Annotated in this window: 7 protein-coding genes; all 7 read left to right on the top strand. The window is 67.4% G+C overall.

Going from position 1 to position 15,596, the window contains the following annotated elements:
- Positions 1-85 precede the first annotated feature (85 nt).
- The 7 genes from MKP05_RS16455 (at position 86) to MKP05_RS16425 (ending at position 15,502) form a co-directional block, all read left to right on the top strand.
- Entirely contained in the window at positions 86-802 is a 717-nt protein-coding gene (locus tag MKP05_RS16455; RefSeq protein WP_240569305.1) for a hypothetical protein, read from the top strand.
- Between the two features lie 310 nt (positions 803-1,112).
- The gene (locus MKP05_RS16450) at positions 1,113-3,008 is read left to right on the top strand and encodes a capsule polysaccharide biogenesis protein (protein ID WP_338072361.1); all 1,896 of its coding nucleotides are present in this window, start codon (positions 1,113-1,115) and stop codon (positions 3,006-3,008) included.
- Positions 3,009-4,268 (top strand): capsule polysaccharide biogenesis protein, encoded by a 1,260-nt coding sequence (locus MKP05_RS16445; protein WP_240569303.1) that lies wholly within the window; start codon positions 3,009-3,011, stop codon positions 4,266-4,268.
- Positions 4,247-5,023, top strand: coding sequence for an SDR family NAD(P)-dependent oxidoreductase (locus tag MKP05_RS16440; RefSeq protein WP_240569302.1), 777 nt, complete (start codon positions 4,247-4,249; stop codon positions 5,021-5,023). The genes MKP05_RS16445 and MKP05_RS16440 overlap by 22 nt, the downstream gene beginning before the upstream one ends.
- 5 nt (positions 5,024-5,028) lie before the next feature.
- Positions 5,029-6,633, top strand: a complete 1,605-nt coding sequence (locus MKP05_RS16435) for an LTA synthase family protein (protein ID WP_240569301.1) — start codon at positions 5,029-5,031, stop codon at positions 6,631-6,633.
- Positions 6,630-14,153: a type I polyketide synthase gene (locus tag MKP05_RS16430; protein WP_240569300.1), complete on the top strand. Its 7,524-nt coding sequence runs from the start codon at positions 6,630-6,632 to the stop codon at positions 14,151-14,153. Before MKP05_RS16435 ends, MKP05_RS16430 begins: the two co-directional genes overlap by 4 nt.
- On the top strand, positions 14,150-15,502 hold the full coding sequence (locus tag MKP05_RS16425) for an aminotransferase class I/II-fold pyridoxal phosphate-dependent enzyme (protein WP_240569299.1): 1,353 nt from the start codon (positions 14,150-14,152) through the stop codon (positions 15,500-15,502). The genes MKP05_RS16430 and MKP05_RS16425 overlap by 4 nt, the downstream gene beginning before the upstream one ends.
- Positions 15,503-15,596 lie beyond the last annotated feature (94 nt).

Below are 15,596 nucleotides of genomic sequence, written 5' to 3'. Positions count from 1 at the left end.
TAACAAGGATTGACATGGCCTACCAAAGCCAGAAATGGCAAGGTTGAGCGAAGAACCACAGGGGACAGTGCCCACATGAGGCGGCATGGCGAAAGAGAAGGTGAGGATCGATATTCCGGATAGCCCGTTCCCCTTCATTCCGCCGGTTTCTGAGCTCATGAGCTGGCTGGGCGCTCCCAAAGGGTTGCATACGCCTCTCTACTGGATGCAGGAGGAACAGGGGCTGGGCAAGCCGGACCTGAAGACTCTCCGGAAGGCCTGCCAGGATGGCGTGACGCCTCGCATTGCCGAAATGATCAAGGCAAACATCCATGAGGCAGCCAGGGCCAAGGGGTTTACGGACCTTCTCGAGGAGGTCGTTCCAACCGAGCCTGTCGTGAATGGCACCAATGGGGCGAAGTGGCTGCAAGAAGCAAAAAGCTTCCTTGCAGGAATCAATACCCACCAGCCAATGAAGCTGGACCTTCCCCTGACCTTCGCTTTTCTGGAGCAGCGATCCGCGGCTGAGAGCCAACTGGTGCTGGCATTTCATAATGCCGGGAACATTGATGCCCCGACTGAGAAGAAGCTTTCACTAATACGTACTGCCTTCTGCGAAACCTGCCGGCACCACACGCTGCTCACCTCACAAGAGACTCAAGCCTACGGCAGTGCCATCGCCGACACCAATCGCCCAGGACACCCCAGAACGCTAGAGCTCGTCGCCGACGCGCTCAAATGCACCTTTAGTCTACGTGTGGATTTCTACCATCAACTGCTGGCCTGTTTTATGGCTGACATGCTTCCACTTCGAAAATACTGAAGCTGACAGCCAGTCTAGATAAATCTTATGTACTGTCACTTACTACCAGGCGGCTAAGCCTGCTTCATACTCGCGCATCCTTCGGGCATCATGTGCCCTCGTCGTTGATTCTCCCGCTACTGGTCGCCTCTGCTTCATGCCGCCGTACCAGTACTACGCCAGAGGTCGCATGGAAAGCGCTAGCCGTATGGGACTCCCTTTTGCTGCCTGTGCCTCCCGTGGCATCTGCAGGCTATCCATCCTCCCCGCCTGTCTCAGTGAGTACCAAGGCTTTACCCCGCTGAAGCCCTGGCAGCGTCCCGATGTCACCTTGGGATGGGGGCTTAAGCCGACCAGCCTGAAAGCCAGGCAGCTGGCTGGGCAACGGGGCATTCCTTATGTCTCACTGGAAGATGGTTTCCTGCGCTCCTGGGGACTGGGCGTCAACGGCTATCAGCCTCACAGCCTGATCGTGGACACCACGGGCATCTACTACGACGCCACACGTCCCTCCGACCTCGAGCAGCTGATACTTGACGCACCGTTCAGCGGGGATGAACTGAAGCGCGCAGACCATTGCATGGCGCTGATCCGGCACTACCGGCTCTCGAAGTACAACCATGCACCTGATCGCTCATTGCCAGTTAGCCAGAAAAAGCGGGTGCTGGTGGTCGATCAGACAGCTGGCGATGCCTCGATCCACTATGGCCTGGCCGATACCGAACGCTTTCGCTCCATGCTCCAAGTGGCGCTGGATGAGCATCCCGAGGCCGAGATCCTGGTCAAGGTCCACCCGGATGTCGTGGCCGGCCGCAAGCAAGGTCACTTGCTGGACGCTGCCAGACAGCACCCTCGCTGCCGGCTGATCGCCGAGGACCTCAACCCCTGGTGCCTGTTCGACACCGTCGAGGCGGTCCACGTGGTCACCAGTCAACTCGGCTTCGAGGCCCTGCTCGCGGGCAAGCCAGTCACCTGCCACGGCATGCCCTTCTATGCCGGCTGGGGACTGACAGAAGACCGCACTCACTGCGCGCGACGCCATCAGCCACGCAGCCTTTTGCAGCTGTTCGCCGCCGCCTACCTTCGCTACGCACGCTATGCCAACCCCTATACCGGTCAGGCTTCCAGCCTCGAGGCCACCATCGACCTGATCGCCGACCAGACGCGCCGTCAGGCGCAACTGGCCGGTGACTGGCTAGGCATGGGCTTCTCATCCTGGAAACGCGGCTTCGTCGGCGACTTTCTGGGGGAGCAGGCCAAGCTGCGCCACGCATCGCGCCCCGCCCGTGCCCAGCCCGCCCACAGCGAACGGCTGCTGCTCTGGTCCAGCCAGCAGGAGACATTCGAAGGGCTGCCAGATTCGGCTCGCACCGCCCCGCTGTGGCGAATGGAGGATGGCTTTATCCGCTCCATCGGCCTCGGCGTCGACCTGGTCAAACCGCTATCCTTGGCGCTGGATAGCCGCGGTATCCACTATGACCCACGCCAGCCCAGTGACCTGGAACATCTGCTAGCCACGCAAACATTTTCGCCCCACCTGCTGGAACGGGCACGCGGGCTGCGCGAACGGCTGGTCGACAGCGGGCTCTCGAAATACAACGTCGGCACCTCCCGAGCTCCCCAGCCCCAGCGGCCCGGCGATCGCCGCAGCCTGCTCGTGGTCGGCCAGGTGGAGAGCGACGCCTCGGTTCGCTTCGGTTCCCCGCACGTCACCACCAACGGCGAGCTGCTGCGCCGGGTTCGTGCCGCCGCTCCGGATGCCCGGGTGATCTACAAGCCCCACCCGGACGTGGTCAGCGGTGCCCGCCTGGGTCGACTCGAAGCTGACACCGAACCGCTGTATGATGAGCAAATTACCGACGTCAGCATTACTGATCTGCTACCCCAGGTGGCCGAGCTTCATACCATGAGCTCCCTGGCCGGCTTCGAGGCCCTGTTGCGCGGCTGCCACGTGGTCACCTACGGCTTGCCCTTCTATGCCGGCTGGGGGCTCACCGAGGAGCGGGGGCCAGCCTGCCCCCGGCGGCAACGGCAGCTTAGCCTTGACGAGCTGGTCGCCGGCTGCCTGATTCTCTATCCCCTCTACGTCGACCCGCGCTCACGGCAGCTGGTCAACGCGGAAACGGTGGTGGACTGGCTGGAACGGCATCGCGAGCAGCGCTCTCGGCTGCCCCTTTCGCGTCGGCTCTATCGCTGGTATCGCAACTCTTTCATCGGAAGGCACTAGATGCACGATCAAGGACGATCCTTTCTTCTGCTGCAGGGGCCCTGCACGCCCTTCTTCCGACGCCTCGCCCTGCGCCTGGCCGACCAGGGGCACCGCGTCACCCTCGTGGACTTCAACGGCGGCGACCGCGCCTATCGCCGCGGCCTCCCGTCCTATGCCTTTCGCGGCCGGCCGAGCGAATTGCCGGCTTTCCTGGAGGGCATATGGGAGCGCCTCGGCATCACCGACCAGCTGATGTTCGGTGACCGCCGCGCGGTACACCGGCCCGCCATCGAGGGCGCCGCGAGCCGCGGCATCCGCAACCATATCTTCGAGGAGGGCTACCTGCGGCCGTTCTGGATCACCCTGGAGCGCGAGGGCGTCAACGGCCACTCGCTGCTACCTCGCGACCCCGACTGGTTCCGTGAGGCCGCCGCGCGCCTGGGCCCGCCGCCGCCCGCGGTCCGCTTTCGCTCCTCGTTCAAGGTCCGCGCGGCCCATGATGTGGCCTATCACCTGGCCGGCCTGACCAATCCGGTGGGGTTTCCCCGCTACCGCAACCATGCCCCGGTCACCGCACCGGTGGAGTATGCCGGCTACCTCAAGCGCTTCCTTCAGTTGCGTCTGCAACGCCGCCACGCCCATGACGCTCGCTGCATCGAGCGCCTGGCGGGCGGCAACGCGCCCTACTATGTGCTGCCGCTGCAGCTCAACAGCGACGCCCAGATCCGCGACCACTCCCCGTTCGCCGGCATGGAGGAGGTCATCGAACACGTGATGGCCTCCTTCACCCGACATGCCCCCGCCAACGCACACTTGGTGATCAAGAACCACCCCCTCGACATGGGCCTGGTCGACTACCTAGGGGTGATCGATCGACTGGCAGAGGGTTTTGGCATCGGTGGCCGAGTCGACTACCTGGAAACCGGTGACCTCAATCGCCTGCTGCCCCGTGCCGCCGGACTGGTCACGGTCAACAGCACGGCGGGCCTGGTGGCCCTGGAGCAGGGTTGCCCAACGCTGACGCTCAGCACGCCCATCTATGCCATGCGGGGCCTGACGTTCCAGGGCCGGCTGGATGACTTCTGGCGAGCTGGCACGCCACCGCAGGCCGCCCTGGTCCAGGCCTTCCGCACGACCCTGCTGCACTCCGTCCAAATCAACGGCGGCTTCTACTGTGCCACCGGAACCGAGCTCGCCGTGGAAAACACCCGGCACCGCCTGGAAGCGGACCACTCCCCGCTGGAAGAGCTGCTGACATGCCTGCCCATCGCCGCCTGATCCTGATCACCGGGGCCAGCGGCGCCATCGGGGGAGCCCTGGCCTGCGCCTATGCCGAGCCCGGCGTGCAACTGCTGCTGCATGGCCGGAACGCCACGGCGCTCCGGGCCGTAGCTGACCGCTGCAGCGCTCTTGGCGCCCACACCGAGCTGACGAGCGTGGAGCTGACTGACGACCACCAGCTACACAACTGGCTCGAGGAACTTCACCATGACACCCTGCCCGACCTGGTCATCGCCTGCGCCGGCATGAATATCGATATCGGCCGGGACGGCGCCGGGGAATCCTGGGAGCAGTCGGCGCAGTTGCTGGCACTGAACCTGCGAGCCCCCATGGCCATGGCCAATGTCCTGGCCCCGCGCATGAAGGCACGCGGCAGCGGCCAGCTGGTATTCATCAGCTCGCTGGCGGCCTGGCATGGCCTGCCCGTCACGCCCAGCTACAGCGCCAGCAAGGCCGGCATCAAGGCTTATGGCGAAGCCCTGCGTGGATGGCTCGCCCCCTACGGGGTCGGTGTCAGCGTTGTCATGCCCGGCTATGTGGCCTCCCCCATGGCCGCGGCCATGCCCGGCCCCAAGCCCTGGCAGTGGTCGGCCGAGCGTGCCGCCCGCGTCATCCGCCGTGGCATCGAGCAAGACCTGGCGCGGATCAGCTTCCCCTTTCCATTGAACGTCGGCAGCTGGTGGCTCGGCGTGCTGCCGGCGGGCCTTTCCCAGCGCCTGGTGCGCTGGTTCGGCTACGGGGCACCACGATGATAGTCATGGCGCTCGCTCTGTTGCTCGGCGGCATGGCCAGTTTTGCACTCGAAGGGCTCCTCCGCCCGCGGGTGGCGGCTCCGTGGCGTCGCCCCACGGCGGCCCTGCTGGTCCACCTGGGCAGCTGGTGCCTGCTGCATGCGGCCTTCCTCGCCGTGCTCCAACGCCCCTGGTTCGCCAGCGCCTTCATCCTCAGTCTCCAACTGGTGGTCATCCAGACCAGCCTGACCAAGTGGCGCTCGCTCAAGGAACCCTTCCTCTACCAGGACTTCGACTACTTCCTGGACGCCGTCCGTCACCCGCGACTTTACCTGCCCTTCTTCGGCCTCTGGCTCGCCGCCGGGGCCATGCTCGCCGGTGCTGTCGCCATCGCCGCCTTCCTCTGGCTCGAGCCGTGGCTATTCACCAGACTCACTCCAGGGAAGGGGCTGCTCGCCCTCGTCCTCGAGGGCGTGGTCGGCGCTGCCCTGCTCATGGCAGGACTTCGGCGCCTGCCGCCGGTCACGCTGGTGCCGACGCAGGATCTGTCCCCGCTCGGCCTCTACGCCTTCCTGTGGAGCTATGGGCGTCAGGCAAGACGCCCGCTGGACAGCCGGCTTTCGCCGCCCGAATTTCGCCAGCCAGCCACCGCACCTGACCCCGAGGCGCTGCCCGATGTGGTGGTGGTACAGAGCGAGTCTTTCTTCGATCCGCGCCGCTGGAGCGATCATGTCCACCCGGACATTCTGAACCACTGGGACCGCCTCTCCACTGGGAGCCTCGCCCATGGCCCGCTCCGCGTGCCCGCCTGGGGCGCCAATACCGTGCGCAGCGAGGCGGCCTTCCTCACCGGCCTCGGCCCCGGGGAGCTGGGCATCCACCGCTTCAACCCCTATCACCAGCTCGCCCGCCAGCCCATGCCTAACCTGCTGGCCAGCGCTCGCCGGCTTGGCTATCGCACCGTGGCCCTGCATCCCTGGCCGGCCAGCTTCTATCTACGCGACCGTGTTCTGCCGGCTCTGGGCATCGATCACTTTCTGGACATCAGCGACTTCGACCCCGCCGACCGTGACGGGCAATACATCGGCGATGCCGCTCTGGCCCGCCGGGTTGGAAGCCTGCTCGATGACAGGGACAATGCGCCCCTGTTTCTCTTTGTCATCACCATGGAGAACCATGGCCCCTTGCATCTGGAGACCCCGGGCGAGGCCGATGCACGGCGCCTGTCGCCCGCCTGTCAAGCGGCGGCCCACCAGGCCCACTACCGTGACCTGCAGGTCTACCTGCGTCACCTGGCCAATGCCGACCGCATGCTGGACGACCTCAGCCGTCGGCTCGCCGAAAGCCCACGTGACGGCCTGCTGTGCTGGTACGGGGACCATGTGCCGATCCTGGACCAGGCCTACCAAAGACTGGGGGAGCCGGACGGCATGACCGACTACCTGATCTGGTCGACCCGTCACGACACTGCCCTCGGACCTCCCCCGGTGGAACGTGAGGTCTCACGGCTGGCCGTCGAGCTGCTTGGCTGGATCCACGCCCATGCCGAGCGCAACGCCCTTGCCCCGGCAGGGGGTCACCATTTCGAAAAGAACGCGACGCCCAGTCGTCACACTCAGGAGCAGGAATGACACGACGCGTTGCCATCGTGGGTGCCGCCCACCGGCTGCCCGGCACCACCCCGGAGACCTTCTGGACCGACCTCATGGCAGGCCGCGACCTGGTGAGCCAGGTCCCCGAAGACCGCTGGAGCCAGCGAGCCTATCAGCATCCTGACAAGCACCACCCCGGCACCAGCGTGACCTTCGCCGCCGGCAGCCTAGGTGACATCAGCGGCTTCGATGCAGCGTTCTTTGGCATCTCGCCACGTGAGGCCGCCCATATGGATCCGCAGCAGCGCATGCTGCTGGAGCTCGCCTGGGAAGCCATGGAGAGCGCTGGCGTGCCGCCCTCGCGGCTGCGCGGCAGCCAGTGCGGCGTATTTCTAGGCGTGGCGAGCCTCGACTACTCCTATCGCCTGGCCGATGATCTCGACGCCATCGATGCATCGACGGCCACCGGCAATACCTCCAGCATCGCCTCGAACCGACTCTCCTATGTCTTCGACCTGCACGGTCCGAGCATGTCGCTGGACACCGCCTGCTCCTCCTCGCTGGTGGCCTTCCACCAGGCGTGCCAGGCGATCCGCGCCGGCGAGACCGACATGGCCCTGGCGGGTGGCATCAGCCTGCACCTGCACCCCTATGGGTTCATCATCTTCTCCAAGGCCAGCATGCTCTCGCCCACTGGCCGCTGCCAGGTGTTCGACGAGGCCGGCAACGGCTACGTGCGCTCCGAGGGCGCCGGCCTGTTCCTGCTCAAGGACTACGACTGTGCGGTGGCCGATGGCGACAACATCCTGGCCGTGGTGGCGGGCTCCTCCGTCAACACCGACGGCCACAAGTCGGGGCTGACCGTGCCCAACCCCACGGCGCAGATCGCGCTGATGCGCCAGGCCTACGCACAGGCCGGCATTTCGCCCGACGAGATCGACTACCTGGAAGCCCACGGCACCGGCACGGCGGTGGGCGACCCCATCGAGGCCCGCGCCATCGGCGAGGCGCTGGGCAAGCACCGCGCCACGCCGCTGCCCATCGGCTCGGTGAAGAGCAACGTCGGCCACCTGGAAACCGCCTCCGGCGTGGCGGGCCTGGCCAAGGCGCTGTACAGCATTCGCCACCGCGAGGTGCCGGCCACGATCGGCATCAAGACCCTCAACCCGCGTATCAAGTTCGACGAGTGGAACCTGCGCGTGGTGACCCAGGCACAGCCGCTCAGGCCGCAAGGCCGCCTGGTGATCGGCGTCAACTCCTTCGGCTTCGGTGGCGCCAACGCCCACGTCATTCTCGAAAGCCCACCCGAACGCGCCGCCCCCGACAAGTACCAGAACGTGCCGGCCGGGGCGCTGCCGCTTCGGCTGTCCGCGCGCGGTGAGCCGGCGCTCAAGGCCATGGCCGGCGAGCTCGCCGAGTGGCTGACCCGCACCGAGGCCAGCCTCTACGACATCGCTCATACGCTGCACGCCCATCGTGAAGCGCACCGCGACGGCGCCCTGCTGTTCGCCGATACCAAACAGCAAGCCGCCGAGATCCTCGCCGCCTGGGCCGCTCCCGATACCGCGGTGCAACCTGCTGACTTGCCCGCCGGCCTGGCCCGAGGCCAGCACCTGGAGAACGCCAAGGGGCCGGCCTTCGTCTATACCGGCAACGGCTGCCAGTGGGACACCATGGGGGCCGCGCTGCTCAAAAGCGCTCCGGTATTCGCCGCCGCCGTGGACGAGGTCGACGCGCTGTTCCAGCGCCTCGGCAACTTCCCGCTGCGCGCCGAGCTCGAGGGCCGCAACGACGCCCTGGCGGATGGCGGCAGCCGCCTCGCACTGACCGAGATCGCCCAGCCGGCGCTGTTCGCCGTGCAGGTCGGCATCACCGCCCTGCTGCGTGACCACGGCATCGAGCCGATTGCCGTGACCGGCCACAGCGTCGGAGAAGTGGCCGCCGCCTGGGCCGCCGGGGCGCTCGACCTCGCCGATGCCGTCAAGGTGATCTATTACCGCAGCCACTACCAAGGCAAGACCCGAGGCCAGGGCAAGATGACTGCCGTGGCGATGGGCGCCGGGGCGGTCGGCGAGCTGCTCGCCGCCCCCGAGTATCAAGGCGTGCACCTCGCCGGCATCAACAGCGCCAACGGCGTGACACTCGCCGGCGACCCGGCCGCGCTTGCTCGCCTGGAGCAGCGGCTCGGCGACCTGGGCACCTTCGCCAAGCGCCTGCCGCTCGATTACGCCTTCCACAGCCCGGCCATGGACCCCATCCAGGCCGGCGTGCTCGCTTCGCTCGCTGGCATCGCCCCCCACGAGACGACGCTGCCCTACATCTCCACGGTATCGGGGGGTGAACTGGCCGGCAGCGAGCTCGGCGCCGAGTACTGGTGGCACAACATTCGCCAGCCGGTGCGATTCGAATCGGCCATTCAGGCGTTGATCGACGACGGCATCAACGTCTTCGTCGAAATCGGCGCCCACCCGATCCTGCGCCGCTACCTGACCGACATGCTGCGCGCGAGCGCGCGCGACGGCCAGGTCATCGGCACCCTGGAGCGTGACACGCCCGCCGCCCACTGCATGACTCAGGCGGTTGGCCAGGTCCTGCTCTCCGGCATCGCCTTCGACGTCTCGCGTCACTTCCCGGTCGCGGGGCACGTCGTCGAACTGCCCCGCTATCCTTGGCAGCGCGACCCCTACTGGGTTCAAGGCACCACCGACGGCCAGGGCCTGCTCGACCGCTACTACGAACACCCCCTGCTCGGCTACCGACTGGCCCAGCAGGCCAATACCTGGGAGAGCCAGCTGGATATCGGCCGCGTGCCGTGGCTGGCCGACCATGTGGTCGGCGAGGGAGCGGTGTTCCCGGGCGCCGGCTTCGTCGAACTGGCCCTGGCCGCCGCCCAGCACGGCAAGGAAGCGCCGCTCGTCGATATCGAAGAGCTCGAGATCCATGCCCCGCTGCTGCTCGATGCCGCCAACGGACGTCGCGTGCGGGTGCACCTGGCCCCGCAGGATGGCCGTGTGGAGATCCATTCCCGCGAGCCGGTCACCGGCAGCGACTGGCAGCTCAACGCCGTGGCGCGCGTCATGGCACAGAGCCGTGGCTTCCTGCTGCGCCGCCAGGCCCCGGTCCGGCCGGCTCGCGCCCCCGATGTCACGCTTGCCGAGCACTTGGCGATGGCCGAGCACCTCGGGCTGCACTATGGCCCCGCCTGCCAGGCCATCCGCCACGCCTGGGTCGCAGGTGACAGCGTGATCGGCGAGATCACGCTGAACGAGACACTGAACGCGAGCCTCGAGGCACTGCATCTGCACCCTGGCATCCTCGACAGCGCCTTCCAGCTGTTCATCCCGCTGCTGGCGCTCGAAGCCCGCGCCCAGGGCCGCGACGACGACGGCCTGGCCTTCGTGCCGGTCCGTGTCGGCCGCGTGCAGTTCCTGCCCGGCGCCGGCACCCCGACGCTCGCCCAGGCCCGTCTGGGCAAGCGCTCGCCTCACTCCTTCACCGCCGATTTCGCGCTGTTCGACGCCCAGGGCCGCGCCATCGCCGTGCTCAGCGAGACCCGTTTCAAGGCGGTTCGTCTCAAGCGCCAACACCACCAGCGTTTGAGTTACCTGGATGTCGAGCTGACCCCGACCCCGCGCCAAAGCGACGCCGCCGCGCTCGACCTGAGCCCGCTGTATGCCGCGATGCCGCGGCTGCTAGACGACTTCGCCCGCTGCACTGGCCGGCGCTTCGCCGGCGAGGTCGACCCGCTGCTAGATAGCCTGACCGACGCCTTCGCCGCTCAAGCCCTGCAGGCACTGGCCGGCGGCGAACACCTCAGCCATGCTCGCTATCGAGAACTGACGCACACCCATTTCGCCAGCCAGCCGCTGCTCGACCAGCTGATCGGCCTGCTCATCAACAACGAGCGACTGGTGGAAAGCGACCAGGGCTGGGCGCTGATCGAGGATGACGACGCCGTCGCGGCCGCCACCATCTGGCAGCTGCTGGTGCGCGACTACCCGGACTATTTCGCTCCGGTACAGCGCCTGGGCCGCTTCGGCCTGCACCTGCCGGCGCTGCTGACGGGCCAGGAGAACGCCAAAACGCTGGGTCTCGACGCCAATGCGCTGGCCCCGCTCAGCCGCCAGCTGATCGACGCGCGGGGCTGGCAAGCGCTGGCCGAGGGGCTACACGACGCCTTGCGAGGCGTCCTCGACGGCATGCCTGCCGGCCAACGCCTGCGCCTGCTGGAAGCCGGCCCCGCGGCCCCGGCGCTGGGTGAGCGGCTCAGCGACCTGCTCGACCCCGACCGCTGCGATTACCGCATCCTGGCGGTGGGCGATGGCGCCTGGCACCAGGCCGAACAGCTCCAGGAGCGCCACCCGCTGATCGACATCGAGCGTCTCGAGGCCCTGGCCGCCGAGGCCGCGCCGGCCCAGCTCGCCCTGATCAGCCTCGAGATGGGCCACCGCCAGCGCAATCGCCGCCTGCTGGAGGCGCTGACCACGCGCCTGGCCCCGGGCGCCCAGCTGTTGCTGCTCGGCGTGCACCCCGGCGCTTGGCTCGACACCCTGCTGGCCACGCCTGGCCTCGAGGACGACGGCCCCCCCCTGCTCGCCACGGAACAGGCCGAGGCCATCGCCACGCTCGAGCGCTTCGGGGCCACCCACATCCAGCCGATCCCGCTGGAAGACGAGACCCGCGGTGCCTACCTGATCCACGCCCAGTGGGGTCAAACCCCACAGCAAAATTTGGGGTCAGACCCCACAGGGGACTTAGGCACGGTCCAGCTGGTGGCGGATGCCGGCACACGCCCGCTGGCCGACCGGCTTGCCGCCGGCCTGATCGAGCGCGGCCAGCAGGCCCGCGTCGTTGACGCCTTCGCGAACGAAGGCCACTCCCCGGTTCGGATCGTCGATCTTCGCCAGGGTGAAGCACGCTGCGAACAGGCCATACAGTGGGCGCGGGATCTCGAGCCGCTCGGTGATCAAGGCGCGTTATGGCTGATCACCCGGGGCGTGGCCGGCATGTGGGTGAGTAGTGAATGGGTGAGTGGTGAGTGGCCAGGAGTGAGTGGTGAGGGGTTGCCTGGCCCGGATGCCGCGCTATGGGGCTTTGGCCGCTCGCTGGCCAACGAATCCGCCGGCTACCCGGTGCGGCTGCTCGATCTGCCCGAGGGTGACCTCGACGACACCCTGATCGCGGCGCTGCTCGACGAGTTGAGCCAGCCCGATGCCGAAACCGAGGTCGTGCTGGACGCGCAAGGCCACCGTTATGCGACGCGGTTGCGCACCCTGCCGGCCCCCGGTGCCGCAACGGAGGAAGGCGGGTCATCGCAGCATGCCATGACGCTGGGTTTCGCCATGCCCGGCCAGCTGCGCCACCTGACCTGGACCGCCGTGCCCCTGCCCCAGCCCGCCGAGGGCGAGGTGGCCATCAAGGTGCAGGCCACCGGCCTGAACTTCCGTGACGTGATGTACACCCTCGGGCTGCTCTCCGATGAAGCCATCGAGAACGGCTTCGCCGGCCCCACCCTGGGCCTGGAGTTCTCCGGCATCGTCGAGGCGGTGGGGCCAGGCGCAAGCGACGTGGACGTGGGCGATGCCGTGGTCGGCTTTGGCCCGGCAAGCTTCAGCGACCGGTTGATCGCCAACCGGCACGCCATCGCGCCGCTTCCCGACGGCGTGGGCTTCGCGGCCGCCGCGACCATTCCCACCACCTTCTTCACCGTCTACTACGCGCTGAAGCATCTGGCCCGGCTCGCACCGGGCGAGAAGGTGCTGATCCATGGTGCCGCCGGCGGCGTGGGCATCGCCGCCATCCAGGTCGCCCAGTGGCTGGGCGCCGAGATCCACGCCACCGTGGGCTCCGCCGAAAAGCGCGACTTCCTGCGCCTGATGGGCATCGAGCATCTCTACGACTCCCGCTCGCTGACCTTCGCCGAGGAGATTCTCGACGCCACCGACGGCCGGGGTGTCGACGTGGTGCTCAACTCGCTGGCCGGCGAGGCGATCAACCAGAACCTGCGCGCCCTGCGCCCGTTCGGGCGTTTCCTGGAACTCGGCAAGCGGGACTTCTATGAGAACACCCACATCGGCCTGCGCCCATTCCGCAACAACTTGAGCTACTTCGGCATCGACTCCGACCAGCTGATGAAGGAACAGCCCGAGCTCACCGGCCAGCTATTCGGCGAGATGATGGCGCTGTTCGACGACGGCACCTTCAGCGCCCTGCCCTACACCGCCTTCCCAACCCAGCAGGTGGTCGAGGCATTCCGCTTCATGCAGCAGGCGCGCCAGATCGGCAAGGTGGTCGTGACCCACGAGCAACCCCTCATCCCGGCCGACTCCTCTACCGGCCTGTCACGCGACACCCTGGCACTGCCCGCCGAGGCCAGCTACCTGGTCACCGGCGGCCTCGGCGGCTTCGGGCTGAAGACCGCCCAATGGCTGGCCGAGCGTGGCGCGCGTCACTTGATCCTGGTCGGCCGCCGCGGCGCGACAAGTGACGAGGCCCGGGCCGGCGTGGCCAAGCTGGAAGCCCGGGGCGTGACGGTGAAAGCCGCCGCCTGCGATGTCACCGATCGCACGGCCCTTGCCGCCCTGCTCGACGAGTGCCGTGAGACGCTTCCGCCGCTACGCGGCGTGGTGCACGCCGCCACGCTGATCGACGATGGCCTGATCCGTAACCTCGATGCCGAACGCATCCGCCGCGTGCTGTCGCCGAAGATCGACGGTGCCCGCCACCTCGACGCCCTGACGCGAAACGCCGAGCTCGACTTCTTCGTCATGTACTCCTCGGCCACCACGCTCTTCGGCAATCCCGGCCAGGCCAACTATGTGGCGGCCAACCACTGGCTAGAGGCGCTGGCCACCGCCCGGCGCCGCCAGGGCCTGCCGGCGACCTGCCTGCGTTGGGGCGCCATCGAGGACGTCGGCTTCCTGGCCCGACACACTCGCACCCGAGATGCCTTGCAGGAGCGCCTGGGCGGCTCCGCCTTGCACTCAGACGACGCCTTGGACGTACTCGAACAGCTGCTGGTGCAGGGGGAGCGGGGAGGTCGCAACCTCGGTGTGCTGGAGCTCGACTGGAGTGCCCTGGCACGCTTCCTGCCCACGGCGTCGAGCCCGCGCTTCCACGAGATCGCCCGCGCGGCCGAGGACGACGGCCGCGCGGGCGATGGCGGCGACAATCTCGCCGATCTGTTCGCGTCTCTCTCCCCGGAGGAGCTGCACGGCGCGGTGACCGACCTGCTACGGGCCGAACTGGCCGGCATCTTGTTGCTCGACGAGGAGAAGATCGACGTGCACCGCTCGGTCTACGACATGGGGTTCGACTCGCTGATGGGCGTGGAGCTGATGACCGCCATCGAAGCGCGCCTGGGCGTCCAGGTGCCGGTGATGGTGCTCAGCGAAGCCTCGACCCTCGACAAGCTGGCCGGTGTGCTGATCCAGAAGCTTCAGCAGCACGCCCGCGATGACGGGGAAACGAGCGCCGACGACATGGCGGCCCTCGCCGCCCGCCACGGCGCCGAGGGGCTCGAGGCCACCGAAGAGACCGTGGAGAACGCCACACCATGAATGAGCGTCGCACCGACCTCAAGCAGCAGCTGCTGGCTCGGGCTCTCAAGCAAGGCAAGCCACGCGCGGCCGCACCCAGCACCACCGAGGAGATGCCCGCCGGTATGGGCCCTCGCGGCGCGATACCGGAGCGTTTCACGCGCTTCGATGCCCACCCGGGCTACCAGCAGATCGCCATGATGCGCCAAGGGGCCGCCCAGCTGGGCCTGACCGACCCCTTCTTCAAGGTGCATGACGGCAACGCCGGGGCGACCTCGGTGATCGATGGCCGCCAATGCCTGAATTTCGCCAGCTACAACTACCTCGGCTTTTCCGGCGACCCACGCGTCAACCGGGCGGCCCGGGATGCCGTGGAGCGCTACGGCACCTCGGTCTCGGCCAGCCGTGTGGTCTCCGGCGAACGGCCGATCCATGGTGAACTGGAGCGCGCCCTGGCGGCGGCCTACGGGGTCGAGGACGCCGTGGCCTTCGTCAGTGGCCACGCCACCAATGTCTCTACCCTTGGCTACCTGATGGGGCCGAAGGACCTGGTGCTGCACGACGAGTACATCCACAACAGCTCACTGGTCGGCGCCCAGCTCTCCGGCTCACGGCGCATCTCCTTCCCGCACAATGACGCCAGTGCCCTGGATGCCCTGCTGACCCGCCACCGCGGTCAGTTCGAGCGGGTGCTGATCGTCATCGAAGGCCTCTACAGCATGGACGGCGACGTGCCCGACCTGCCGCGCTTCGTTGAGCTCAAGCGGCGCCACCAGGCGTGGCTGATGGTCGACGAGGCGCACTCCTTCGGCGTGCTGGGTGACCACGGCCTGGGCCTGAGCGAGCACTTCGCTGTGCCCACCGGCGACGTGGATATCTGGATGGGCACCCTGAGCAAGAGCCTGGCCGGCTGCGGCGGCTATATCGCCGGCTGCCGCGAACTCGTGGAAACGCTGCGCTACCTCGCGCCCGGCTTTCTCTACAGCGTGGGCCTCCCCGTCCAAGTTGCCGCCCCCTCGCTCAAGGCGCTGGAGCTGATGGACGAGGAACCCGAGCGCGTGCAGAAACTGCATGCCATCTCGCGCTATTTCCTGGAGCAGGCCCGCCATATGGGATTGGATACCGGCCATAGCATCGGCGCCGCCGTCGTGCCGGTGATCGTGGGGAGCTCACCGCTTGCCGCGAGACTTTCCCACGACCTCTTCCAACGCGGCATCAATGTCCAGCCGATTCTCCACCCCGCCGTACCCGAGAAGAGCGCGCGCCTGCGCTTCTTCCTCTCCTGCGAACACAGCGAGAAACAGGTCGACGGCACCCTCGAGGCCCTGAGGTTCGCCATGGCCGAGTCGGCCGCCTCCCCTACCAACTAGATTCCCTTCCCTTCCTGCTTGCCCACCCTGGCCCTGCCCTTGTGCGACTAAGCAAGCCCACTGTCCGGCCGGGCAACCAACAGGGGCGTACGCC

Origin of the sequence: Halomonas flagellata, assembly GCF_022487945.1 — a bacterium.
GTDB classification, from domain to species: Bacteria; Pseudomonadota; Gammaproteobacteria; order Pseudomonadales; family Halomonadaceae; genus Halomonas; species Halomonas flagellata.
This window is presented reverse-complemented; position numbering and strand designations above follow the sequence as displayed.